Here is a 22,891-nt window from a genome sequence, read left to right as displayed (position 1 = left end):
ATTAGACGTGGGTCGCGTCAGAAGTACCAGGGGTACGGCTTCCAGTCGGGTTCGCGCTTCTCGAGGAAGGAGTCGCGGCCCTCGACCGCCTCGTCGGTCATGTACGCCATGCGGGTTGCCTCGCCGGCGAACAATTGCTGCCCGACGAGGCCGTCGTCCTGCAGGTTGAACGCGTATTTGAGCATGCGCTGCGCCTGCGGGGACTTGCCGTTGATCTTGGTGGCCCAGTCGATCGCGACGTCCTCGAGTTCGGCATGGTCGACGACCTTGTTGACGGCGCCCATCTGATGCATTTCCTCCGCGGTGTACGTCTCACCGAGGAAGAAGATTTCGCGGGCGAACTTCTGGCCGACCATTTTGGCGAGGTAGGCGCTGCCGTAGCCGCCGTCGAAGCTGCCGACGTCGGCGTCGGTCTGCTTGAACCGGGCGTGTTCGCGGCTGGCGAGCGTCAGGTCGCACACGACGTGCAGGCTGTGACCGCCGCCCGCGGCCCAGCCGTTGACGAGGCAGATGACGACCTTCGGCATGAACCGGATCAGTCGCTGGACCTCGAGGATGTGGAGTCGTCCCGCGCGCGCCTTGTCGACGGTGTCCGCGGTTTCGCCTTCCGCATACTGGTATCCGCTGCGTCCGCGGATGCGCTGGTCGCCGCCGGAGCAGAACGCCCAGCCCTCGTCCTTGGGGCTCGGGCCGTTGCCGGTGAGCAACACGGCACCCACGTCGGACGTCATCCGGGCGTGGTCGAGCGCCCGGTACAACTCGTCGACGGTGTGCGGGCGGAAGGCGTTGCGTACTTCGGGACGGTCGAACGCCACCCGGACGATTCCCTGGGTGACATGCCGGTGGTACGTGATGTCGGTCAGGTTCTCGAAACCGGGAACCGGTCGCCAGTGCTGCGGGTTGAAAGTCACGGCTCCGAGGTTATCGGGTGCCGTTGGCGGGTGTCCGCGCGCGCAGGAGTTTGCCCGGGTTTACCGTGCAGGTATGAGCGAACAGGCTGCGGACGTCACCCGTCTCGATTACGACGGCGACGACGAGTACGAGCACCACGGCGGGTTCCCCAAGTACGAGCCTGTGACGCCCGGTCCCGACTGGGCCCGGTTCGTCGACGGAATGCGCACGTTGCAGGACCTCGCGGTGTCCGTGGACGCCCCGGACGACGTGCTCGCCGCGGCCGCGGACCAGGTGGAGAAACTGGCCGAACTGCTCGGGCCGCACGTCGCGCCCGAGGGGCGGTCGCCGGCGGGCCGCACGATCGAACTGCCCGGCAGGGGGAGTCTCCTTCTGCCGCCGTGGAACATCGAGAAGTTCGGGCCCGACGGGGTGCGAAGCACCGGAATGTTCCGCCGCTACCACCTCGGGGGGAACGGCGCCGCGCACGGCGGCACGCTGCCGCTGCTGTTCGACGACCTGATGGGCATGATCGTCCACGCGTACGGCCGGCCCATCAGCCGCACCGCGTACCTCCACGTCGACTACCGCGCGATCACACCGCTGAACACCACGCTCGCCATCGAAGGGAAGGTGGATCGCGTCGACGGGCGCAAGACGTACATCACCGCCCGGATGACACACGGTGAGACGCTCCTTGCCGAATGCGAGGCGCTCATGCTGGTGCTCCTGCCCGGGCAGCCCTGACCCGTGACGTCCCTGCCCTCGCTCGGGGAGGTTCTGGCCGACGCGGTCGTGGTGAGTCTGCCCATGCGCGTGCGGTTCCGCGGCATCACGACGCGAGAAGCAGTGCTGCTGCGCGGTCCCGCGGGATGGGGCGAGTTCGCACCGTTTCCCGAATACGCGGACGACGAGGCGGCGCACTGGTTGCAGTCGGCGATCGAGGACGCCTGGTTCGGACCGCCGCCCGCGGTGCGAACGCGGGTGCCGATCAACGCGACCGTCCCCGCCGTCGACGCCGCTCGGGTGCCCGATGTGCTCGCGCGGTACCCCGGCGCACGGACCGCGAAAGTGAAAGTGGCCGAAGGCGGTCAGACCCTCGACGACGACGTCGCGCGGGTGCGGGCGGTCCGCGCGCTCGTCCCGAACGTGCGTGTCGACGCCAACGGCGGCTGGTCGGTCGACGAGGCCGAGGCTGCGCTGCGGGCACTGACCGCCGACGGTCCGCTCGAATACGCCGAGCAGCCGTGCGCGAGCGTGCCCGAGCTGGTGGAGGTCCGCAGGCGGATGCCCGACGTTCGGGTGGCCGCCGACGAGAGTATCCGGCGGGCCGAGGATCCGCTGAAGGTCGTGCGGGCAGGCGGCGCGGACGTGGCCGTCGTGAAGGTCGCCCCGCTCGGCGGGATGCGGCGACTGCTGTCGCTCGCCGACGAGTTGTCCTCGCACGGTGTGCCGGTGGTCGTGTCGAGCGCCCTGGACACCGCCGTCGGCATCGCTGCCGGTGTCGCCGCCGCCGCGGCCCTCCCGGAGTTGGAGTTCGCGTGCGGCCTCGGTACCGGGGGACTGTTCGAGGCGGACGTGGCCCGCTCCCGTGAACCCGTCGACGGCGAACTCGCCGTCGAGGCGGTGGCACCCGACGTCGACCGTGTCACGGCTCTCGCCGCGTCGGAGGAGCGTTCACGCTGGTGGATCGAGCGGGCGCGCCGGTGCCATGGCCTGCTCGAACAACGCGGTGGTCGGTTTTTCGTATAGTGTCTGGCCGGACCTGATCGCTCAGTCAATACGGAGGCATTGAAAGTGGTTGCAGCTCTGAACGAAACCCTGCTCGACGAGTCGCGCGTTCCTGCGGTCGTCGCAGACGTCCAGGCTCTCATCGACGCGGAGGTTTCGGACAAGTCGGGGGCCTCGGGACTGGCACTCAAGGGTGGATACGGCGCCGTCAAGAAGGTGGGACCGTCGATCGTGCCGGACGCCATCGAGGGTCTGCTGCCGGCGTTCGTCACCAAGCTCGAGCCGTACTGGCAGTCGTTCACCGCCAGCGGTGAGGCCGGATTCTCCGAGTACCTGGTCGCACGCAGCGACGAGGTCGCGGACTCGCTGCTCGGTGTGACCGACGAGCGCATCGAGGGCAGCGACCGCGGCGCTGTCAAGAAGGTGTACTCGTCGCTGCGCCCGTCGGCGAAGAAGAATGTGATCGAGGCACTTCCGCGTCTGGGCGCCCTCGTCCAGAAGCACGCCAACTGAGAACCCAGGTGAGTGGCAAAGCGTGCCCCGGCACTCTTTGCCACTCACCTGTGGTCAGTTGGCCGCGTGACCGAAGCGCCAGTACCCGGTGAACGAGATGTTCGACTTCGGGATGCGGCGCTCGTTCACGAGGTGGCGCCGTAACGCCGTCGTCAGCTCGCTCTCGCCTGCGACGAACGTGTAGGAGGGCCCGGCGGGCAATTCCGCCTGCTTCACCGTGTTCAGTGCGAGCACCCCCGGTCGGGCGTCGGCGTCCTCGCGGACCAGCCAGTGCACGTTCACGCCGTCACCCACCGAAACGTTTTGAGCGTCTTCGGCATCGGGAATCTCGACGAAAACCTCGGCCCGCAGGTCCTGTGGTGCCGAACGCAGGGTCCCGACGATTGCGGGAAGCGCGCTCTCGTCCCCGACCAGCAGCTGCCACTCGGCGTCCGGAGTCGGGTTGTAGATCAGGCCCTCGTCGAGGATCGCCACCTCGTCACCGGCCGCGGCCGCGTTCGCCCACGCCGATGCGGGACCGAGGTCGCCGTGCGAGGCGAAGTCGATGTCGATCTCGGTGACGTCGCCGAACGCTCCCGACCCTGCGACGCGGAGCTCGCGGACCGTGTAGTTGCGCACCACCGGCCGGGTGTCCTTGGACATCAGCTTGTACTGGGCGTACCAGAGGTTGCTCGCGCTGGTCGGTAGCCGCAGGGTGCTCTGACCCCGCTGGGGGATGAACATCCGGAACCACTGGTCGAAGCCCATGGGGCTGACGGAGTCGAGTTCCTCACCCGCGATGGTGACGCGGACGAAGTTCGGGCTGATCTGCTTGCCGGCGACCACTCGTGCGGACGCGATCCGGCGACTCTGAGGTTTGACGAACTTGCTGCGCTGGGCCATGTCGTGGGTAGCTCCCCCGGTTGCGGTGCGGTTATCAGGTAAGCCTAACCAATTGATCCGTCATTCGGGGCGGTGCGGGCGGTCCAGCATCACGACCTTCGGCGGCAGACCCCACTCGTTGCGGCCGAGGCGGCTGAGCGGAGCGAGTTCGGTGAAGTCCGGAAGCCCGTCGTCGGCGAGTGCCTCGGGACGCACCGCGATCGTGACGACGTCGCCCATCACCACGAACGAGTCGCCGACCGGGGTCACCCCGTGCAGGGTGCATTCGATGGCGACCGGCGAACCCGCGACCCGGACCGGCCGGACCCGCTCGCTGGGCTCGGTCTCGATGCCCAGCGCCGCGAACTCGTCGACATCACTGTGGTAGGTGGCGGAACTGGCGTTGACCGCCGCCACCAGGGGCTCCGTCGCCAGGTTGATCACGAACTCACCCGTCGCCTCGATGTTCCGGAGGCTGTCCTTGCGGGTGACGGACGTGAACTGAACCACCGGCGGCTGCGTGCTGGACACCGAGAAGAAGCTGTACGGGGCCAGGTTGGCCACCCCGTCTGCCGAGACCGTGGACACCCACGCGATCGGTCGCGGCACCACCGAGGCGGTCAGCACCTGGTAGATGCGGCGTGGAGGTAGCTCGGCGGGATCGAAGAGAGTGCGCATGCCCACATGGTGTCAGCGCCCGGAATGTGGCCGTGAACTCACCCGGCCAGGTCGCCGGACGGGGGTGCCGGAGTATCTGACACTCTTGATGGCGTGAACCCGTCCACTGCTCAAGCCACCGCGGTCGTCGACGAACTGGTCCGCGGGGGAGTACGCGAGGTCGTGCTCTGCCCGGGTTCGCGGAATGCGCCGCTGGCGTTCGCGCTGCAGGCCGCCGACCTCGAGGGCCGTCTGCGTCTGCACATGCGCATCGACGAGCGCACCGCGGGATTCCTCGCCCTCGGCCTGGCCGTGGCAGGCAAGCGTCCCGTTCCGATCGTCATGACGTCCGGCACCGCGGTCGCCAATCTCGGTCCCGCCGTCCTCGAGGCCAACTACGCCCGGGTGCCGCTCGTCGTGCTCAGCGCCAACCGCCCGTACGAGATGCTCGGCACCGGCGCCAACCAGACCATCGAGCAACTCGGCCTGTTCGGAAGCCAGGTGCGCGCGACCGTCAGCCTCGGCCTGGCCGAGGACGACGCCGCGCAGAACAGCCAGTGGCGTTCGGCGGTCTGCCGGGTCCTCGCCGCGGCGCGCGGCACGAGGTCGGGCAACGCCGGGCCCGTGCACTTCGACATCCCGCTCCGGGAACCGCTCGTCCCCGACGTCCACGCGCAGGGCCCCATTCCGCAGGGACGGCCGGGTGGGGCGGCGTGGACCACCACCCAGCACGCGACGCTCGACGTGGCGATGGACCTCGACATCACCGCGGACACCATCGTGATCTCCGGGCACGGATCGGCGCTGCGGCCGGAACTCGCCGGACTTCCGACGGTCGCCGAGCCGACCGCGCCCCTGCACGGCATCCCGGTGCATCCGATGGCGCTGCCGCAGCTCAAGCCGCGGCAGGCCGTCATCACCGGACGCCCCACCCTGCACCGGTCCGTGTCGAAGGTCCTCGCCGATCCGGCGGTGGCCGTCTACGCGCTCACGACCGGCCCCCGCTGGCCCGACGTGTCCGGGAACGTGCTGGCCACCGGAACCCGCGCGGTGGTGACCGGTGAACCCGACCGGGCCTGGATCAACCGGTGCCGCACGCTGTCCGAGCACACCGACAAGGCGGTGCGCGCGCAACTCGCCGCCCACCCGAAGGCGACGGGCCTCCATGTGGCCGCTGCCGTCATGGACGCGCTGACCGACGGCGACCAGTTGCTGCTCGGCGCGTCCAACCCCGTCAGGGACGCCGCATTGGTCAGCTATCCGGCGCCGAAGGTCCGGGTGCTGTCCAACCGGGGTGTCGCCGGCATCGACGGCACCGTGTCCGCCGCCGTCGGGGCGGCGCTCGCCTACGAGGAGGGACGCACGGTGGCCCTGCTCGGCGACCTCACGTTCCTGCACGACGCGTCCGGGCTGCTCATCGGCTCGGGCGAACCGCGGCCCCGGGACCTGACGATCGTCGTCGCCAACGACGACGGCGGCGGGATCTTCGAATTGCTCGAACAGGGCGATCCGCAGTACGCCGGGGTGTTCGAGCGGGTCTTCGGCACTCCGCACGGGATGGATCTCGCCGCACTCTGCGCCGCCTACCGGGTGGAGCATCACCTGGTGGGGGTGGGTGAGCTGTCGACGCGGCTGAGCACGCCCGACGCGCCCGGCGACCGCGGAATCCGGGTGCTCGAGGTGACCACCGAACGTTCCGGGCTGCGCGAACTGCACGCCGCGGTGCGGGCACAACTGTGAATGCCCGGGTGACGCGGCGGGTCCGGCGCGGGGTGCTGGTAGCGGCGATCGGCATCTCGATCCTGGCCGTGCTCCTCGTCCTCGCCGCCTGGCGCAACGACCACACCATCCAATCCGACCGCGGCGTGGCCACGGCGGAGGTGCTGTCGGCGGGGTCGTTGCGGTCGGCCATCAGCTTCGTCACCCCGGACGGCGTGACGCACAACCCCGAACTCGGTGTGTTGTACCCGACCAACCTCACGGTGGGTCAGCGGATCGACGTCGAGTACGCGCGCAGCGACCCCGACCTGGTGCGCGTGTCCGGGCGCGACGCCAGCGTGGCCGTGATCCCCGCCGGTTCGCTGATCGTGGTGACGTGGCTGATCGCGGGACCGGTGCTCTGGTATCTCCGGCGCCGCGAGATCCCGGCGGAGTCCGCGCCGGCAGTGTCATCCTGAATTTCCCGGAACTTCGCGCGACGGTCACGTCGATCTCGCTGCTGTGACCACGAGCACTGCCACGCTGAGCGCGTGAGAGTAGCCATCGTCGCGGAATCGTTTCTTCCCAACATGAACGGTGTGACCAACTCGGTGCTGCGGGTCCTCGACCATCTGCAGCGCACCGGACACCAGGCGATGGTCGTCGCCCCGGACACGGTGGGATCGCAGGCACCGGCGCCGGCCGATCACGACGGTGTGCCCGTCCACCGGGTGCCCGCGGTGATGGTCCCCAGGGTCAGTTCGCTGCCGGTGGGTCTGCCGCAACCCGGGCTCACCGCCGCGCTGCGGGCGTTCGACCCCGACGTCGTGCACCTGGCATCGCCGTTCCTCCTCGGGGCGGGCGGGCTCGGTGCGGCGCACCGGCTCGACGTCCCCACGGTCGCGGTGTACCAGACGGACGTGGCGGGGTTCGCCGAAAGCTACGGCCTCGGCATCACCAGCCGGGCGGCGTGGGCCTGGACGCGGCGCATCCACCGGGGCTGCACGCGCACCCTCGCGCCGTCCACGTCGGCGGTCGAGGCCCTGGCCGAGCAGCGGATTCCGAGGGTCCACCGCTGGGCGCGCGGTGTGGAGACCACTCGATTCGCGCCGTCCCGCCGCAGCACCGGCCTGCGCGACGCCTGGCTGGACGGCTCCGACCGGCTGGTCGTCGGTTTCGTGGGCAGGCTCGCGCCCGAGAAACACGTCGAGCGGCTGGCCGCGCTGGCGGGCGACCAGCGGGTCCGGCTGGTGATCGTCGGCGACGGTCCCGAGCGGAGCCGCCTGCAGCGGTTGATGCCCGACGCGGTCTTCACCGGCCAACTCGGCGGTGCGGAGCTCGCCGAGGCCTACGCGAGCCTGGACGTCTTCGTCCACCCCGGCGAGCACGAGACGTTCTGCCAGGCGGTGCAGGAGGCACTGTCCAGCGGGGTGCCGGTGATCGGACCGGACGCCGGTGGACCCCGCGATCTCGTCGCGCACTGCCGCAACGGCTATCTGCTCCCGGTCGACCGGTTCGGTGAACTGCTGCCGAGCGCCGTCGACGCGCTGCGCGACCGTCGCATGCGGGCCCGCTTCGGGGAGGCCGCCCGGCAGTCGGTGCTGCACCGCACGTGGCCCGCGATCTGCGACGAGCTGCTGGGCCACTATGCGGCGGTCGCCGGCGGTCAGGGCTTTCGCGAAACCCGAGCCGCCTGACCGGCGGCTCGGCGTCGGCGGGGAATTCGAGCGACCGGCTCGTCGTTGGCCGGGGTATGGCGAAGTACAAGACTGTCAATCCCGCGACCGGTGACACCGTCCGGGAATTCGAGACCTTGGACGATGCGGGAGTGGAGTCGGCGCTCGCACGCGCCCACAGCGGATACCTGAGCTGGCGGACGATACCCGCTGAGGAACGAGCCAGGATTCTGGGCCGGACCGCGGACCTCTACGCCGAGCGCGAGGACGAACTGGCGCGGATGATCGCGCTCGAGATGGGCAAGCCCGTCCGGGAGGCCAAAGGCGAGGTCAAGCTGTCCTCGGCGATCTACCGCTACTACGCCGACAACGGTCCCGCACTGCTGGAGGCGGAACGGCTCGACGTGCCCGGCGCCGACGAATCCGTCGTCTACCGCAGGCCGATCGGTGCGCTCGTCGGCGTGATGCCGTGGAACTACCCGTACTACCAGGTCGCCCGCTTCGCGGCCCCGAACCTCGTGCTCGGCAACACCGTGCTGCTCAAGCACGCCCCGAACTGTCCGCAGTCGGCGCTGCTGATGGAGGAGATCTTCCGGCAGGCCGGCCTCCCCGAGGACGCGTACGTCAACGTGTTCGCCACCAACGAGCAGATCGCCGACATGATCGCGGATCCGCGTGTCCAGGGCGTCTCCCTCACCGGCAGTGAACGGGCCGGGATCAGCGTCGCCGAGACGGCGGGCCGCAACCTCAAGAAGGTCGTCCTCGAACTCGGCGGTTCCGACGTGTTCGTCGTCCTCGACACCGAGGACATGGACGCCACTGTCAAGACGGCGACCCGGGCCCGCCTGTCCAACGCCGGCCAGGCCTGCAACTCGCCGAAGCGGTTCATCGTGACGGAACCGAACTACGACGAGTTCGTCGCGAAACTCGCCGAGTCGTTCAAGGCCACACCGACGGGCGATCCGCTCGACGCCAAGACCGTCCTCGGGCCGCTGTCGTCGCAGACCGCGGCGGATTCCCTCATCGAGCAGATCGAGGACGCCGTCGCCAAGGGCGCGACGCTCCTCGCGGGCGGGAAGAAGATCGACGGTCCCGGCTCGTACGTCGAACCGACGCTGCTCGTCGACGTGACCCCCGAGATGCGCGCATACAGCGAGGAACTGTTCGGGCCGGTCGGCGTCGTCTACAAGGTCGCCACCGCCGACGAGGCCGTCGAACTCGCCAACTCCTCCGCCTACGGTCTCAGCGGGTCGGTGTGGAGCAGCGACCTCGACGGGGCCCGCGAGGTGGCCGACCGGCTCGACGTCGGAATGGCGTACGTCAACGAGCACGGCACGACGCTCCCCGGCTTGCCGTTCGGCGGCGTCAAACGCTCCGGCGTCGGCCGTGAACTCGGTCCGTGGGGAATGGACGAGTTCGTCAACAAGAAGCTGGTCCGCGTCTCGAAGAAGTGACCACCCCGCCACCGTGCCCGGCGCCGACGGCGGTGCCGGGCACGGTTGGTAGCGTTTCGGGCGTGGCAACTACACACGGTTCGCGGGCGTCGCTCGAAAAGGATCCGCACGAGGTCGCGTCGATGTTCGACGGCGTCGCGAAGCGCTACGACCTCACCAACACGATCCTGTCGTTCGGCCAGGATCGAAGCTGGCGCAAGGCGACGCGCTCGGCTCTGGCCCTGAAGCCGGGGGAACGGGTTCTCGACCTCGCCGCCGGGACCGGGGTGTCGACCGTCGAACTCGGACGGTCGGGCGCCTGGTGCGTGGCCACCGATTTCTCCAAGGGGATGCTGCAGGCAGGCAGCGGCCGCCACGTGCCGATGGTCGCGGGCGACGCGATGCATCTGCCCTACGCCGACGCCGTGTTCGACGCCGCCACCATCTCCTTCGGGCTGCGCAACGTCTCCGATTTCGACGCCGGCCTCCGCGAGATCGCCCGGGTCACCAAGCCCGGTGGGCGTCTCGTCGTGAGCGAGTTCTCGACGCCGGTGTTCGGGCCGTTCCGCACGGTCTACATGGAGTACCTGATGAGGGCGCTGCCGCGGGTCGCGCGCGCCGTCAGTAGCAACCCCGACGCCTACGTGTACCTCGCCGAGTCCATCCGCGCCTGGCCCACCCAGCAGGAACTCGCGCTGCGCATCGAGGCGGCCGGGTGGCGGAACGTGCAGTGGCGCAACCTCACCGGCGGAGTGGTCGCGCTGCACCGCGCCACCCGCTGACCGTCAGTCGAACAGCGGTCGCGAGTCGACCTTCTGCGACACCAGGCCGGAGGCCCGCCACGCGCGGGCGGTGAGGTCGCTGTCTTCCTCGGTGACGAGGTTGCCCATCACGCGCACCGCGACGGTCATCAGCGCGCGGGACCGCATCGCCACGGGGCCGGACGCGGGCAGGACCCGCGGCACGGTCAGGAGTCCGGCTAGGCGCCGTGCCACGGAGAACGCCCGGCCGTACCGCTCCCGCAGGATCGACGGCCACAGCCGCGTCAGGTCGTCGTCGTCGAGGACCTCCGCGACGAGGCGCCCGCCTTCGAGCCCGTAGTCGATGCCCTCGCCGTTCAGCGGATTCACGCACGCCGCGGCGTCGCCGATGATCGCCCAGTTCCGGCCCGCGATGTGCGACACTGCTCCGCCCATCGGCAGCAACGCCGACGCGACGGCCCGCAGTTCCCCGTCCCAGTTCCACTCTTCGCGGCGCTGCGCCGTGTACAGGTCCAGGAGGGGGCGAAGCGCGCCCGGGGCCGGACGTTTGGCGGTGGCCAGGGTGCCGACGCCGATGTTCACCTCGCCGGTGCCCAGGGGGAACACCCAGCCGTAGCCCGACTGCAGCGTCCCGGCGGCGTCCCGCAGTTCGAGGTGGGACGTGATCCACGGGTCGGCGCTGCGGTCGGTGGCGATGTAGGCGCGCGCGGCCACACCGTACGCCGTGTCCCGGTGCCATTCGCGACCCAGCTGCTTGCCGAGGGTGGAGCGAACGCCGTCGGCGACGATCAGCGTCCGGCAGCCGACGGTGTGGGTTCCGTCGGCGGTTCTCAGGGTCACCGCCGTCACCCGGTCACCGCGGCGTTCGACGCCGATTGCCTTGGCGCCCTGCACCATGACGGCGCCGGCGTCGACGGCGGTCTCGCGGATCCGGTCGTCCAGCTCGGTGCGGGCCACGGCGCTGCCGACGGCCGGGAACGACCTGCCGGGCCACTCGAGTTCGAGCTCCTGCCCGAACCCGCTGAGCCTCAGCCCGCGATTGGTGCCCTTCGACCGCACCCAGTCGCCGAGGCCGAGATGATCGAGCTCGGCGACGGCGCGGGGGGTGAGTCCGTCGCCACACGTCTTGTCGCGGGGAAACACCGCCGCGTCGGCGAGGACCACGTCACGCCCTGCGCGCGCCGCCCAGGCGGCGGCCGAGGACCCGGCCGGACCAGCACCGATGACGAGGACGTCGGTGGCGGTGGGAAGCGGGAATCCCGCGGGCGACTGTTCTGCTGCGACCACGCCTACATCCTGTCAGGCTTCGCTACACGACCGCGGCGAGGCCGACGGGCGGCGGAACCGCTAGGTTCACTACCGTGGTAGCCGAGCCGCCACCGACGGCGCGGAGCCGCGCCGTCACTGACGACAGGAATGGGTACTGAGAACGTGAGCACCGAGGGCGCAGCACACACCGCTGCCGACGCTGTAGTGGGCACTACGGTCGCCGGGATCGATCTCGGCGACCCGCAGCTCGCCGCCACGGTCCGTGAAGGACTGAAGCAAGTCGAGGAACTGCTGGTCAGTGAACTCTCCGACGGGGAGGATTTTCTGACGGAGGCGGCATTGCATCTCGCAAAGGCGGGAGGCAAGCGTTTCCGCCCCCTCTTCACGGTGCTCACCGCCCAGCTCGGACCGAAGGCCTCCGACCCGTCGGTGGTCACGGCGGCCACCGTCGTCGAACTGGTCCACCTCGCCACCCTGTACCACGATGACGTGATGGACGAGGCCTCGATGCGCCGCGGTGCGCCCAGCGCGAACTCGCGGTGGGGCAACAGTGTCGCCATCCTCGCCGGCGACTACCTGTTCGCCCACGCGTCGCGTCTCGTGTCGACCCTCGGCCCCGAGGCGGTGCGCATCATCGCCGAGACGTTCGCCGAACTCGTGACCGGCCAGATGCGCGAGACGATCGGGCTCCGCGGCGAGCAGGATCCGGTCGAGCACTACCTCAAGGTGGTCTGGGAGAAGACCGGTTCGCTGATCGCGGCGTCCGGGCGCTTTGGCGGCACGTTCTCCGGTGCGGACGCCGACCACGTGAAGCGGCTCGAACGGCTCGGTGACGCCGTGGGCACCGCCTTCCAGATCTCCGACGACATCATCGACATCTCGTCGGTCTCCGCGCAGTCCGGCAAGACCCCCGGAACCGACCTGCGCGAGGGCGTGCACACGCTGCCCGTCCTGTACGCGCTGCGCGACGAGGGGCCCGAGGCCGACCGCCTGCGCGTGCTCCTCGACGGCCCCGTCACCAACGACGACGACGTCGCGGAGGCGCTCGCCCTCCTCGAACGCTCACCCGGCATGGCCGCCGCCAAGGCGAAGCTCGAGGAGTTCGCGGTCCAGGCCCGCGCCCAGCTCGCCGAACTGCCGCAGGGCCCGGCCAACGACGCCCTCGTGAAGCTCGTCGATTACACGATCGAGCGCGTCGGCTGAGCCGTATCGTCAGTACCCGGACTCGTCTTCACCCGATCTCGTTCGCCGAACGGGAACCGTCCCGCCACCGTGTTTCGTTGAATGGTCAAGATCTCGAAACAAGGACGACCGTGATCGGGTGACAACGACAAGGAAGGCGTGACGTGCGCTACGCAAACGGGGCGAAGACTCTGGTTCTGTTGGTCGGCATGTCGGCGCTGATCGTGTTCATCGGCGCCCTGTTCCGGAACCCGACCATCCTGCTGCTGGCCATCGTGTTCGCGGTCGGCATGAACGCGTACGTGTACTTCAACAGCGACAAGCTGGCGCTCAAGGCCATGCATGCCCAGCCGATCACCGAGGTGCAGGCGCCGGTCATCTACCGCATCGTCCGGGAACTGGCGACCACCGCGCACCAGCCGATGCCGCGGCTCTACATCAGCCCCACCAGCGCGCCCAACGCGTTCGCCACCGGGCGCAGCCCCCGCCACGCGGCGGTCTGCTGCACCAGCGGCATCCTGCAGATCCTCGACGAGCGGGAGCTCCGGGCCGTGCTCGGGCACGAGCTGTCGCACGTCTACAACCGCGACATCCTGATCTCGTCGGTCGCAGGCGCGATGGCGGCCGTCGTGTCGGGACTCGCGAACTTCGCCATGTTCGCCAACATGTTCGGCGGCCGCGGCGGGGGACAGGGCGCGAACCCGATCGCGCTGCTCCTGGTGTCGCTGCTGGGGCCCATCGCCGCGACCGTCGTCAAGCTCGCGGTCTCGCGGTCCCGGGAGTTCCAGGCCGACCAGTCGGGCGCCGAACTCACGGGCGACCCCCTGGCGCTGGCGTCGGCGCTACGGAAGCTGGAACGTGGCACGCAGGCCGCGCCGCTGCCGCCGGAGCCTCAGCTCGCCGCGCAGTCGCACCTGATGATCGCCAACCCGTTCCGCACCGGCGAGAAGATGAGCCGGATGTTCTCCACCCACCCGCCGATGGCCGAGCGGATCGAGCGTCTCGAGCGCATGGCAGGCAGGTAGGCGGCTTCGCCGCCCGTGAGTGGTTGACGAGTCCCTGCACTCGTCAACCACTCACGGGCGCGGCGCGCCTACCGGTAGTTCACGAACTGCAGCGCGATCCCGAAGTCCTCACCCTTCAGCAGGGAGATGACGGCCTGCAGGTCGTCGCGCTTCTTGCTGCTCACGCGCAGCTCGTCACCCTGGATCTGCGCCTTGACGCCCTTGGGGCCCTCGTCGCGGATCTTCTTGGTGATCTTCTTGGCGTTCTCCGTGGTAATGCCCTGGACGAGGCTGCCGGACAGCTTGTAGATCTTCCCGGACTGCGCCGGCTCGCCCGCGTCGAACGCCTTCAGGGAGATGTCACGCCGGATCAGCTTCTCCTTGAAGACGTCCAGGGCGGCGAGCAGTCGCTCCTCCGTGTCGGCCGTCAGGGTGATGGTTTCCTCGCCTGACCATTCGATCGATGCTCCCGTGTTCCGGAAGTCGAACCGGGTCGACAGTTCCTTGCCGGCCTGATGCAGGGCGTTGTCCACCTCTTGACGCTCGACCTTGCTCACCACATCGAAGGACGAATCAGCCACTTCACACTCCCGGTTTCGTCTAGTTCTCCCCGCCGCGACCCGGCCGGGGACCCGCCGAATGCCGGCGAGCAGATTCGACGCTATCGGTTCGCAACCGCCCGTATCCACCCGGTTTGCAAAACGGGGGGCCGTTCGTTGTATTCTTCTTTTCGCAGCGGAGAGCGATTTCCCACAGATTTCGCGCTCCTCGTGCAACCCCGGCAGATTGCCCGAGCGGCCAATGGGAGCGGACTGTAAATCCGTCGGCTTATGCCTACGTAGGTTCGAATCCTACATCTGCCACACACAGAACCCCGGTGAGCGACAGCTCACCGGGGTTCTGTCGTTCGTGGGTGAGACCGGGCCGTTGGTGGGTGAGACGGGTACCGGGCCCGCCAACCCGGCCCGGACCGGGCCGGAGACGCGTAGTGTCGGGTGCAGCGACTTACGAAAGCCGCTGACCAGCCAATTTGTTTCTGGTCGGAACTTCTGTGTAATCTCGTCAAGGCTTCAGCGCGCAGCGATGTGCGAGCGAAGCACGCCCCCTTAGCTCAGTCGGCAGAGCGTTTCCATGGTAAGGAAAAGGTCAACGGTTCGATTCCGTTAGGGGGCTCGCTGGATTGAAGTGGAGCGCCTGGTGCGCGACACTCGACACCGAGGCGGTGTAGCTCAGTTGGTAGAGCAAACGACTCATAATCGTTGCGTCGCCGGTTCAAGTCCGGTCACCGCTACACAATATGCATGATCCACCCTGATTGTTCGTAATCAGATTCACCCGAAAGAAGGCATCCCGTGGCCTCCTCGACTGACGTTCGGCCCAAGATCACTTTGGCCTGCGAGGTATGCAAGCACCGCAACTACATCACCAAGAAGAATCGGCGTAACGACCCCGATCGCCTGGAGATCAAGAAGTTCTGCCCGAACTGCGGAACTCACCAGTCGCATCGCGAGTCCAAGTAACACGGTCCGGACAAGGACTGCGTTCGCGAAGGGAGTCCTCTAGGCTGCCCTCACGCGCTGACGTCAAGGGTAGAAGAGGTTCTTTCGCGTGACTGACACTGTGACAGAGACAGAGGCCTACGTGCCCGCGGCTGTTCCTGCTGATCCTGCCGCGCACGCACTGGCGATGGTCGGGCACCACTACCGGGTCGACGACTTCTACGAGGTCGGACGCGAGAAGGTGCGCGAGTACGCGCGTGCCGTGCAGGACTGGCACCCCGCTCACCACGACGAGGAAGCCGCCAAGGGCCTCGGCTACGACGGTCTCCTCGCTCCTCTGACGTTCATCTCGCTCGTCGGCATCATCGCTCAGGGACGCCTCTTCAAGGAGATCGTCACCGGCTACGACCCGAGTCAGATCCTCCAGACCGACCAGCGACTCGAGTTCCACAAGCCGATCAAGGTCGGCGACCGGCTGGTCTGTGACGTCTACCTGGAGTCGTTCCGCCAGATGGGTGGCAGCGACATCATCGTCACCAAGAACATCGTCACCGATCAGTACGACGAACTCGTCCAGACCACGTGGACGACGCTGGTCGCGCGTACCGGTGGCGAGGTCGACGAGAACATCGCTCACGCAGTCAAGGACGTGATCATGCATGGCGCTTCGTAAGTTCGAGGACGTCTCGGTGGGTGAGGAACTCCCCGAGCGCATCGTGAAGCTCACGCGTGGCGACCTCGTCAACTACGCGGGCGTGTCCGGCGATCCGAACCCGATCCACTGGAGCGACGAGGTCGTCAAGCTCGCCGGTCTGGACAACGTGATCGCGCACGGAATGCTCACCATGGGTCTCGGCGGCGGTTTCGTCACGTCGTGGCTCGGCGATCCGGGTGCGGTCAAGGAATACAACGTTCGTTTCACGAGCTCGGTCTACGTCCGTGAGGACGAGGCCGCGCAGGTCGAGTACACCGGTAAGGTGAAGTCGCTCGACGAAGAAAGCAAGACAGCAGTAGTCGCGATCGTGGCGCGTTCCGAGGGAAAGAAGATCTTCGGTCGCGCCACCGCAACGGTCCGTCTGGCCTGACAGCCGGGTGGATTGGGTTTGTTCCGGGGCTTTGAAGTACACTGAGATTTCTGGGATTACTCAGCGCTGCGCGCTGCCCTACGGTGCTCTACGGCCGGCAAGGGTGGCGCGCGTGTCATGTAATCACAGAGAGGTCGGTCAAGAATTGGTCCGAGGCTAGATTCGGACCAGCTCTCCCGGCCAAAGGGGCGTAGCTCAACTGGCAGAGCAGCGGTCTCCAAAACCGCAGGTTGCAGGTTCAAGTCCTGTCGCCCCTGCCCCCGGATGCCAGCGACTGAGAGGAACGACGTGAGCGAGGAGCGCGCCAAGCGCGACGGCGACACTTCAGGGTCCACGCGCCCGGACGGTGCCGACGACACCGCGGCCGACGCCACCACCACGCGTTCCGCCACTCCCTCGGGAAAGCCCAGCGGTAAGCGCCAGGGCCGTCGTTCTCCGGCAGGCACCGAGGTCGCCGCGAGTTCCGTGAAGGCACCGGAACAGTCGAAGTCGGACACGACCACCAAGGTCAAGCCGGCGAAGAAGGATCGCGCCGACAAGCCGCGCAAGGAAAACATCTTCAAGCGCCTGCGCCGGTTCTTCCGCGAGGTCATCGCCGAGCTGCGCAAGGTCATCTGGCCCAATCGCAAGCAGATGATCACCTACACCAGCGTCGTCCTGGCATTCGTGGTGTTCATGGTGACGTTCATCGGCGTGTTGGATCTGGCGGTCATCAAGGGCGTCACCTGGTTGTTCGGTTGACGGAATCCGCCCCGGTGGATCCGAAGTATGTGAGTGACGAGAGGAAGCGAGTGCCCCAGTGAGCACCCCCGAGAACGACACGAATGAGGCCTTGGCCGAAGAGCGTGTTTCTGCCGAGGCGGCAGCCGAAGTGGATGTCGAGGCTGCCGACGAGGGCACCGAAGCCGCGGAATTCTTCGGTGACGACGTCGCCGACGACGCCCCGGCCGACGAGATCATCGAGGACGAGGCGCCTGCCGACGAGGCTGAAGCCGACGAAGAAGCTGAAGCCGACACGGAGGCCGTGACCGCTGAAGAGGCTGTGACCGCCGAAGAGCCCGAGGATCCCGTTGCGGAACTCAAGGCCGCGCTGCGTCGCGCACCCGGTGACTGGTACGTCATTCACTCCTACGCGGGCTACGAGAACAAGGTCAAGGCCAACCTCGAGACCCGTGTCCAGAACCTCGACGTCGGCGACTACATCTTCCAGGTGGAAGTTCCCACCGAAGAGGTCACCGAGATCAAGAACGGACAGCGCAAGCAGGTCAACCGCAAGGTTCTGCCCGGCTACATCCTCGTCCGCATGGACCTCAACGACGAGTCCTGGGGAGCCGTGCGCAACACGCCCGGCGTCACCGGATTCGTCGGTGCGACGTCGCGTCCGTCCCCGCTGACCCTCAACGAGGTGATCAAGTTCCTGCTCCCGCAGCAGGAGCAGAAGAAGCAGGCCGCCGCGGCGACCGTCTCGGCCGGCGAGACCGGCGGAGAGACCTTCGCGAAGCCGCTCATCGAGGTCGACTTCGAGGTCGGCGAGTCGGTCACCGTCATGGACGGCCCGTTCGCCACGCTGCCCGCCAGCATCAGCGAGGTCAACGCCGAGCAGCAGAAGCTCAAGGTCCTGGTCTCGATCTTCGGTCGCGAGACCCCGGTCGAGTTGTCCTTCACGCAGGTCGCGAAGATCTAGCGCCACATACTTGCACTGCAGTAGCAAGAAACACACCCAGCAAGAATTAGGAAATCGAGATGCCCCCCAAGAAGAAGAAGCTCGCAGGGCTCATCAAGCTTCAGATCCAGGCCGGTCAGGCTAACCCTGCACCGCCCGTGGGTCCCGCGCTTGGTCAGCACGGCGTGAACATCATGGAGTTCTGCAAGGCCTACAACGCGGCGACTGAGTCCCAGCGCGGCAACGTGGTGCCGGTCGAGATCTCGGTCTACGAAGACCGGACCTTCGATTTCAAGCTGAAGACCCCTCCGGCTGCCAAGCTGCTGCTCAAGGCTGCAGGCGTGCAGAAGGGCTCCGGCGAGCCGCACAAGACCAAGGTCGCTTCCGTGACCATGGATCAGGTGCGCGAAATCGCGAAGACCAAGCAGGAAGACCTCAACGCGAACGACATCGAGCAGGCCGCGAAGATCATCGCCGGCACCGCACGCTCGATGGGTATCACGGTCGACGGCTGAGTCAGCCCTGATCGATTGACGGCACCGCCGTCGAGGATCGATTGACGGCACCGCCGTCGAGGATCGATTGACGGCACCGCCGTCGAAGAAAGCGTGGGAGGGCCGGCCAGGCCCAGACCACTACTGAACCATTCACCACCGCAGACAAGACACACACTGCGGTGAGAAGTTAGGACAGAAGAAATGGCAAAGCGCAGCAAGGCGTATCTCGCCGCCGCTGAGAAGATCGACTTCGACAAGCTGTACAGCCCGCTGCAGGCTGCGAAGCTGGCGAAGGAGACGTCGTCGAGCAAGATGGATGCGACCGTCGAGGTTGCAGTCCGTCTGGGCGTCGACCCCCGCAAGGCGGACCAGATGGTTCGCGGCACGGTCAACCTGCCGCACGGCACCGGTAAGACCGCCCGCGTCATCGTGTTCGCAGTCGGAGAGAAGGCCGCCGAGGCCGAGGCAGCTGGAGCCGACGCCGTCGGCGCCGAGGACCTCATCGAGCGGATCCAGGGTGGATGGCTCGATTTCGACGCCGCTATCGCGACTCCCGATCAGATGGCCAAGGTCGGCCGCATCGCCCGCGTCCTCGGACCGCGTGGCCTGATGCCGAACCCGAAGACCGGCACCGTGACGGCTGACGTCACGAAGGCCGTCGCGGACATCAAGGGCGGAAAGATCAACTTCCGCGTCGACAAGCAGGCCAACCTGCACTTCGTGATCGGCAAGGCATCGTTCGACGACGCCAAGCTGGTGGAGAACTACGGCGCCGCGCTGGACGAGATCCTGCGTGCGAAGCCGTCCTCCGCGAAGGGCCGCTACGTCAAGAAGGTCACCGTTTCGACCACCACCGGCCCGGGCATCCCGGTGGACCCGAACCGCACCCGCAACCTTCTCGAGGATGCCGACGCGTAAGTCTCGCTACACACAGTTCGGCCGGTACGGAAATCTTCCGTACCGGCCGAACTGCTTTTTCCGGGTTCAGTTCTCGTCGGCGGTCTCCGGCTCGGTCTTCTTCCGCCACGCCAGCATCACGGAGTCCGTGCGGGCAGGCGCCCAGGGCATGAAGATCGCGACGACGACCGCGCAGACCACGACGGCGCCCGCCGCGACGAGCGATGCGGTGTGCGAACCCTGCAGGACCGTTGTCTTCATGGTGAGGATGAGATTCTCACGCTGCTGCTCGAGGAACGGCGGGATCTCGCGCTTGCGGATCTCGAGCACACTCAGGACCGTGGCGCCCGCGAAACCCTTCTCGTCGTCGTTCATCAATGCGGCCGGAATGCGGTCGAGCAGTGGACTCATCGTCGTCGCGTAGTACGACGCGACGATCGATCCGAGCACGGCGACCCCGAGCGTTCCTCCGATTTCCCTGGTCGTGTCGTTCACGGCCGACCCCGCTCCGGCCTCGTCGAGTGGCAGCGACGCCATGATCGACTCGGTTGCCGGCCCCTGCACGATGGCCAGGCCCAGCGCCATCGACACCATCGACGGGAGCACGTCCGTCAGGTAACTGCTGTCGACGGCAACCTGACCCCCGAGGTACAGACCGACCCCGGTCAGGAGGAGACCGAACACGATCACCGGGGTGGTCCCGACCCGCTGCGCCAGCAGTGTGGCGATCGGGGCGCCGACCGCCACCGACACCGCGAACGGCAGCGAGGCGACACCGAACTCGAACGGCGTGTACTCGCGGACACCCTGGAAGTACTGCGTGATGAGGAACAGGAAACCGAACATCGAGAAGTATCCGATGGCGATCGCGAGGGCGGGCAGGGAGAACCGTCGGTTGCGGAACAGTCGCAAGTCGAGAACGGGGTTGTCGGTGCGCAACTCCCAGAAGACGAATCCGGTCAGTACCGCGATCGACAGCGCGACGGAGCCTGCGGTGACGGCCGACGTCCACCCGTGGTGAGGGGCTTCGATGATCGCCCACACGAGGACGGTGATGCCGGTGATCGAGGCTGCGATGCCGAGGAGGTCCATGCGCCCGATGACGGAGGCACGCGATTCCGGCACCGACATGAGCGTCGCAATCGCCGCGACTACTGCGATCGGCACATTGATCCAGAAGACGGAGTGCCAGCTGAAGTGCTCGAGCAGCCACCCACCGGCCATCGGGCCGATAGCGATCGCGAATCCGGCCATCGCGGTCCAGGCGGCGATGGCGAGCGCTCGTTCCCGCACGTCGGTGAAGATGTTGATGACGAGGGCGAGGGTCGCGGGGAAGACGGCGGCGGCGAAGACACCCATCGCGGCGCGGGCCGCGATAACCTGGCCCAGACTCTCGGCGTTGGCGCCCGCGATCGACATGACGGCGACGCCGATCAGGCCGATGACCATGACGCGTCGGCGCCCGTAGCGGTCGCCGAGGTTGCCGAACGCCAGGAGCAGGCCGGCGAACGTCAGTGTGTAGGCGTCGACGACCCATTGCAGGCCGCTGACGCTGGTGCGGAGTTCGACGCCGATCGAGGGGAGAGCGACGTTGACGATGGTGTTGTCGAGCACGACCAGCAGTTCGGCCAGGCAGATCACGGCGAGCGCGAGGAAGCGGCGCGTCCGGGACCCGGTCACGACGGCTCGGGCTTCGAGGATTGTCATGAGAAAAAGCTAACTCATACCTGTTACGTGACGTAACAGATAATTGGCCGCAGTGTGGGTCCGATGGGTCACAGCTCCGCCCGGAAGGTGATGCCGGTCACGCCTCGACGCCAGGACCCGGCTGCGATTTGGCGGTTGAGCAGGGCATGCCGTAATCTGTCCTGCGGAGTTCGATGCACTATTCGAGCTTCACCCCAAATCATGTTCTACCCAAGACCGTTGGTGATCGCTCCCGCAAGGGTGTGATTGAAAGTCCGGGAATGTCCGGCGGCCCACGCAGGAGGACGAGGTAGGGGGATGCGTTTCGGTCGTGGGCTCGCGCCTTGGCCGAATGGCTTCCTTTCACGCCCCGTGTGCCCTGCACCGGGGCGTTTTGCATGTCGTGGATTGTGCGCTCCGGGATACCTGGCGGTGCGCAGCGGTTCCGAAGTGGGATAACGACTGTCATGAGAGGAGGCGAAGTATGGCAAAGCCTGAGAAGGTTTCCGCAGTTGCGGAGATCACCGAGCAGTTCAAGGGTTCGACCGCTGCTGTGATCACGGAATACCGTGGTCTGACGGTGGGCAACATCACGACACTGCGACGCGCTCTCGGAGAAGGTGCCACCTACTCCGTCGCCAAGAACACCCTGGTCAAGCGTGCCGCTGCTGAGGCGGGCGTCGAGGGCCTTGATGACCTTTTCGTCGGTCCGACCGCCATTGCATTCATCAAGGGCGAGCCCGTCGATGCTGCGAAGGCTCTGAAGAACTTCGCTAAGGACAACAAGGCGCTCATCATCAAGGGCGGCTACATGGACGGCGCTGCGCTGTCCGTGGACGAGGTCAACAAGATCGCGGACCTCGAGTCCCGCGAGATCCTGTTGGCCAAGCTTGCCGGCGCGATGAAGGGCAACTTGGCAAAGGCCGCAGGCCTGTTCAACGCTCCTGCTTCGCAGGTGGCCCGTCTGGCCGCTGCTCTGCAGGAAAAGAAGGCCGCAGAAGGCGGAGCTGCCGAAGCTCCCGCCGAGGCTGCAGCCGAAAGCTGATCCGCACCCGCGCATCACTGCTATAACCCCGCCCGGTCGCGGATCAGCGACATGGGACTTACAGGAAGGACCGCCACAATGGCGAAGCTCAGCACCGAAGAGTTGTTGGACCAGTTCAAGGAGCTCACCCTCCTCGAGCTCTCGGAGTTCGTCAAGGCATTCGAGGAGACCTTCGAGGTCACCGCGGCTGCTCCGGTTGCCGTTGCTGCTGCCGGTGCCCCGGCTGCTGCCGGCGCCGACGCTGCCGAGGAGCAGGACGAGTTCGACGTCGTCCTCGAGTCGGCCGGCGACAAGAAGATCCAGGTCATCAAGGTCGTCCGTGAGGTCGTTTCCGGCCTCGGCCTGAAGGAAGCCAAGGACCTCGTCGAGGGTGCTCCGAAGGCCATCCTGGAGAAGGTTGCCAAGGACGCGGCCGACGCCGCCAAGGAGAAGCTCGAGGCTGCCGGCGCGAAGATCACCGTCAAGTAAAACGGTCTCCCGCGCTGCTCACTGAGCAGACGAAGAGGGCCACTCCCCATCCGTGGGGAGTGGCCCTCTTTTTTGCGTCCGCAGGGGCTTCGGAGTGTCGAGATTCCTGGCCGAAAGCTGGACGTGCGACCAAAAATTTCGCTACCGTTATCCCAGTTCAGGCATGTTGTTTTGCATAGTGGGACCCGCTGTTGGCATGCTTCCTTACTCATGAGTAGCATCCCTTGTCACAGGTAACACGTCGATGCGATAGAGTGACGCAACCCACACGGGGTGAGTGCATCGAGCGGTCGCGGAGGTAATGGTGGGAGTCGAGGTAGCCGTCGAGGGACTGACCAAGTCGTTCGGCTCGCAGAGGATCTGGCAGGACGTCAC

General features: G+C 67.2%; 25 protein-coding genes and 4 tRNA genes. 23 read left to right on the top strand and 6 right to left on the bottom strand.

The window, feature by feature from the left end; genetic code table 11:
• Nucleotides 1–17 precede the first annotated feature (17 nt).
• Nucleotides 18–911 (bottom strand): 1,4-dihydroxy-2-naphthoyl-CoA synthase, encoded by an 894-nt coding sequence (locus P3H15_RS28925; protein ID WP_072939980.1) that lies wholly within the window; start codon nt 909–911, stop codon nt 18–20.
• A 73-nt stretch (nt 912–984) separates the two neighbouring features.
• On the opposite strand from P3H15_RS28925, the gene P3H15_RS28920 reads away from it, so the two are divergent.
• Genes P3H15_RS28920 through P3H15_RS28910 form a run of 3 tightly spaced genes read left to right on the top strand, consistent with a single transcriptional unit; the run spans nt 985 to nt 3,135 of the window.
• A complete protein-coding gene (locus P3H15_RS28920) occupies nt 985–1,638 on the top strand; it encodes a PaaI family thioesterase (RefSeq protein ID WP_072939983.1) in 654 nt (217 codons plus the stop codon).
• Between the two features lie 3 nt (nt 1,639–1,641).
• Nucleotides 1,642–2,643, top strand: a complete 1,002-nt coding sequence (locus P3H15_RS28915; RefSeq protein WP_276140370.1) for an o-succinylbenzoate synthase — start codon at nt 1,642–1,644, stop codon at nt 2,641–2,643.
• A gap of 45 nt (nt 2,644–2,688) precedes the next feature.
• Nucleotides 2,689–3,135 carry a hypothetical protein gene (locus tag P3H15_RS28910; RefSeq protein ID WP_072939989.1) on the top strand — a complete coding sequence of 149 codons (447 nt, stop codon included), beginning with the start codon at nt 2,689–2,691 and terminating at the stop codon, nt 3,133–3,135.
• 54 nt (nt 3,136–3,189) lie between these two features.
• Here the strand turns inward: P3H15_RS28910 and P3H15_RS28905 are convergent, their stop codons facing one another.
• Together P3H15_RS28905 and P3H15_RS28900 are read right to left on the bottom strand one after the other, a co-directional pair.
• The gene (locus P3H15_RS28905) at nt 3,190–4,017 is read right to left on the bottom strand and encodes a siderophore-interacting protein (protein WP_276140369.1); all 828 of its coding nucleotides are present in this window, start codon (nt 4,015–4,017) and stop codon (nt 3,190–3,192) included.
• 60 nt (nt 4,018–4,077) lie between these two features.
• A complete protein-coding gene (locus tag P3H15_RS28900; protein ID WP_276140368.1) occupies nt 4,078–4,674 on the bottom strand; it encodes a flavin reductase family protein in 597 nt (198 codons plus the stop codon).
• Between the two features lie 93 nt (nt 4,675–4,767).
• Here P3H15_RS28900 and menD point away from each other — a divergent pair, with 93 nt between their 5' ends.
• The 5 genes from menD to P3H15_RS28875 all read left to right on the top strand — a co-directional run bounded on the left by menD (nt 4,768) and on the right by P3H15_RS28875 (nt 10,242).
• A complete protein-coding gene (gene menD / locus P3H15_RS28895; RefSeq protein ID WP_276140367.1) occupies nt 4,768–6,393 on the top strand; it encodes a 2-succinyl-5-enolpyruvyl-6-hydroxy-3-cyclohexene-1-carboxylic-acid synthase in 1,626 nt (541 codons plus the stop codon).
• Nucleotides 6,390–6,830, top strand: coding sequence for a DUF3592 domain-containing protein (locus tag P3H15_RS28890; RefSeq protein ID WP_276140366.1), 441 nt, complete (start codon nt 6,390–6,392; stop codon nt 6,828–6,830). The genes menD and P3H15_RS28890 overlap by 4 nt, the downstream gene beginning before the upstream one ends.
• A gap of 72 nt (nt 6,831–6,902) precedes the next feature.
• Nucleotides 6,903–8,048, top strand: coding sequence for a glycosyltransferase family 1 protein (locus tag P3H15_RS28885; protein WP_276140365.1), 1,146 nt, complete (start codon nt 6,903–6,905; stop codon nt 8,046–8,048).
• A 56-nt stretch (nt 8,049–8,104) separates the two neighbouring features.
• Nucleotides 8,105–9,481, top strand: a complete 1,377-nt coding sequence (locus P3H15_RS28880; protein WP_276140364.1) for an NAD-dependent succinate-semialdehyde dehydrogenase — start codon at nt 8,105–8,107, stop codon at nt 9,479–9,481.
• A 62-nt stretch (nt 9,482–9,543) separates the two neighbouring features.
• Nucleotides 9,544–10,242, top strand: coding sequence for a demethylmenaquinone methyltransferase (locus tag P3H15_RS28875; RefSeq protein ID WP_009474673.1), 699 nt, complete (start codon nt 9,544–9,546; stop codon nt 10,240–10,242).
• Between the two features lie 3 nt (nt 10,243–10,245).
• Here P3H15_RS28875 and P3H15_RS28870 read toward each other — a convergent pair whose 3' ends face one another.
• On the bottom strand, nt 10,246–11,508 hold the full coding sequence (locus P3H15_RS28870) for a geranylgeranyl reductase family protein (RefSeq protein ID WP_276140363.1): 1,263 nt from the start codon (nt 11,506–11,508) through the stop codon (nt 10,246–10,248).
• A gap of 129 nt (nt 11,509–11,637) precedes the next feature.
• Here P3H15_RS28870 and P3H15_RS28865 point away from each other — a divergent pair, with 129 nt between their 5' ends.
• Nucleotides 11,638–12,693: a polyprenyl synthetase family protein gene (locus P3H15_RS28865; protein WP_276140362.1), complete on the top strand. Its 1,056-nt coding sequence runs from the start codon at nt 11,638–11,640 to the stop codon at nt 12,691–12,693.
• Nucleotides 12,694–12,836: 143 nt separating this feature from the next.
• Complete coding sequence (gene htpX / locus P3H15_RS28860; RefSeq protein ID WP_276140361.1) at nt 12,837–13,697, top strand: zinc metalloprotease HtpX; 861 nt, start codon at nt 12,837–12,839, stop codon at nt 13,695–13,697.
• Nucleotides 13,698–13,765: 68 nt separating this feature from the next.
• Here htpX and P3H15_RS28855 read toward each other — a convergent pair whose 3' ends face one another.
• Nucleotides 13,766–14,257, bottom strand: coding sequence for a YajQ family cyclic di-GMP-binding protein (locus tag P3H15_RS28855; RefSeq protein WP_007298080.1), 492 nt, complete (start codon nt 14,255–14,257; stop codon nt 13,766–13,768).
• A gap of 199 nt (nt 14,258–14,456) precedes the next feature.
• Here P3H15_RS28855 and P3H15_RS28850 point away from each other — a divergent pair.
• From P3H15_RS28850 to rplA, 11 genes are all read left to right on the top strand, one after another.
• Nucleotides 14,457–14,539: transfer RNA gene (locus tag P3H15_RS28850), tRNA-Tyr, on the top strand.
• Nucleotides 14,540–14,776: 237 nt separating this feature from the next.
• Nucleotides 14,777–14,849: transfer RNA gene (locus P3H15_RS28845), tRNA-Thr, on the top strand.
• Nucleotides 14,850–14,894: 45 nt separating this feature from the next.
• Nucleotides 14,895–14,967: transfer RNA gene (locus P3H15_RS28840), tRNA-Met, on the top strand.
• Between the two features lie 61 nt (nt 14,968–15,028).
• Complete coding sequence (rpmG, locus tag P3H15_RS28835; RefSeq protein ID WP_005252089.1) at nt 15,029–15,196, top strand: 50S ribosomal protein L33; 168 nt, start codon at nt 15,029–15,031, stop codon at nt 15,194–15,196.
• An 88-nt stretch (nt 15,197–15,284) separates the two neighbouring features.
• Complete coding sequence (hadA, locus tag P3H15_RS28830; protein WP_043824409.1) at nt 15,285–15,848, top strand: (3R)-hydroxyacyl-ACP dehydratase subunit HadA; 564 nt, start codon at nt 15,285–15,287, stop codon at nt 15,846–15,848.
• Complete coding sequence (gene hadB / locus P3H15_RS28825; RefSeq protein ID WP_005252091.1) at nt 15,835–16,260, top strand: (3R)-hydroxyacyl-ACP dehydratase subunit HadB; 426 nt, start codon at nt 15,835–15,837, stop codon at nt 16,258–16,260. Before hadA ends, hadB begins: the two co-directional genes overlap by 14 nt.
• 184 nt (nt 16,261–16,444) lie before the next feature.
• A tRNA-Trp gene (locus tag P3H15_RS28820) sits at nt 16,445–16,517 on the top strand.
• A gap of 31 nt (nt 16,518–16,548) precedes the next feature.
• The gene (gene secE / locus P3H15_RS28815) at nt 16,549–17,001 is read left to right on the top strand and encodes a preprotein translocase subunit SecE (RefSeq protein WP_072940020.1); all 453 of its coding nucleotides are present in this window, start codon (nt 16,549–16,551) and stop codon (nt 16,999–17,001) included.
• 58 nt (nt 17,002–17,059) lie between these two features.
• Nucleotides 17,060–17,944, top strand: coding sequence for a transcription termination/antitermination protein NusG (gene nusG / locus P3H15_RS28810; RefSeq protein ID WP_276140360.1), 885 nt, complete (start codon nt 17,060–17,062; stop codon nt 17,942–17,944).
• A gap of 59 nt (nt 17,945–18,003) precedes the next feature.
• Complete coding sequence (rplK, locus tag P3H15_RS28805) at nt 18,004–18,438, top strand: 50S ribosomal protein L11 (RefSeq protein WP_005252095.1); 435 nt, start codon at nt 18,004–18,006, stop codon at nt 18,436–18,438.
• A gap of 183 nt (nt 18,439–18,621) precedes the next feature.
• The gene (rplA, locus tag P3H15_RS28800; RefSeq protein WP_005252097.1) at nt 18,622–19,338 is read left to right on the top strand and encodes a 50S ribosomal protein L1; all 717 of its coding nucleotides are present in this window, start codon (nt 18,622–18,624) and stop codon (nt 19,336–19,338) included.
• A 66-nt stretch (nt 19,339–19,404) separates the two neighbouring features.
• Here the strand turns inward: rplA and P3H15_RS28795 are convergent, their stop codons facing one another.
• Nucleotides 19,405–21,024: an MFS transporter gene (locus tag P3H15_RS28795; protein WP_276140359.1), complete on the bottom strand. Its 1,620-nt coding sequence runs from the start codon at nt 21,022–21,024 to the stop codon at nt 19,405–19,407.
• A gap of 463 nt (nt 21,025–21,487) precedes the next feature.
• Here P3H15_RS28795 and rplJ point away from each other — a divergent pair, with 463 nt between their 5' ends.
• Together rplJ and rplL are read left to right on the top strand one after the other, a co-directional pair.
• Nucleotides 21,488–22,048, top strand: coding sequence for a 50S ribosomal protein L10 (gene rplJ / locus P3H15_RS28790; RefSeq protein ID WP_005252102.1), 561 nt, complete (start codon nt 21,488–21,490; stop codon nt 22,046–22,048).
• A 78-nt stretch (nt 22,049–22,126) separates the two neighbouring features.
• Nucleotides 22,127–22,516 (top strand): 50S ribosomal protein L7/L12, encoded by a 390-nt coding sequence (rplL, locus tag P3H15_RS28785; RefSeq protein WP_012688867.1) that lies wholly within the window; start codon nt 22,127–22,129, stop codon nt 22,514–22,516.
• Nucleotides 22,517–22,891: the final 375 nt, after the last annotated feature.

The organism is Rhodococcus sp. T2V (assembly GCF_029269925.1).
Taxonomy (GTDB): Bacteria; Actinomycetota; Actinomycetes; order Mycobacteriales; family Mycobacteriaceae; genus Rhodococcus_F; species Rhodococcus_F koreensis.
Note: the sequence above shows the minus strand (reverse complement) of the source record. Positions and strands in the feature narration are given on the sequence as shown.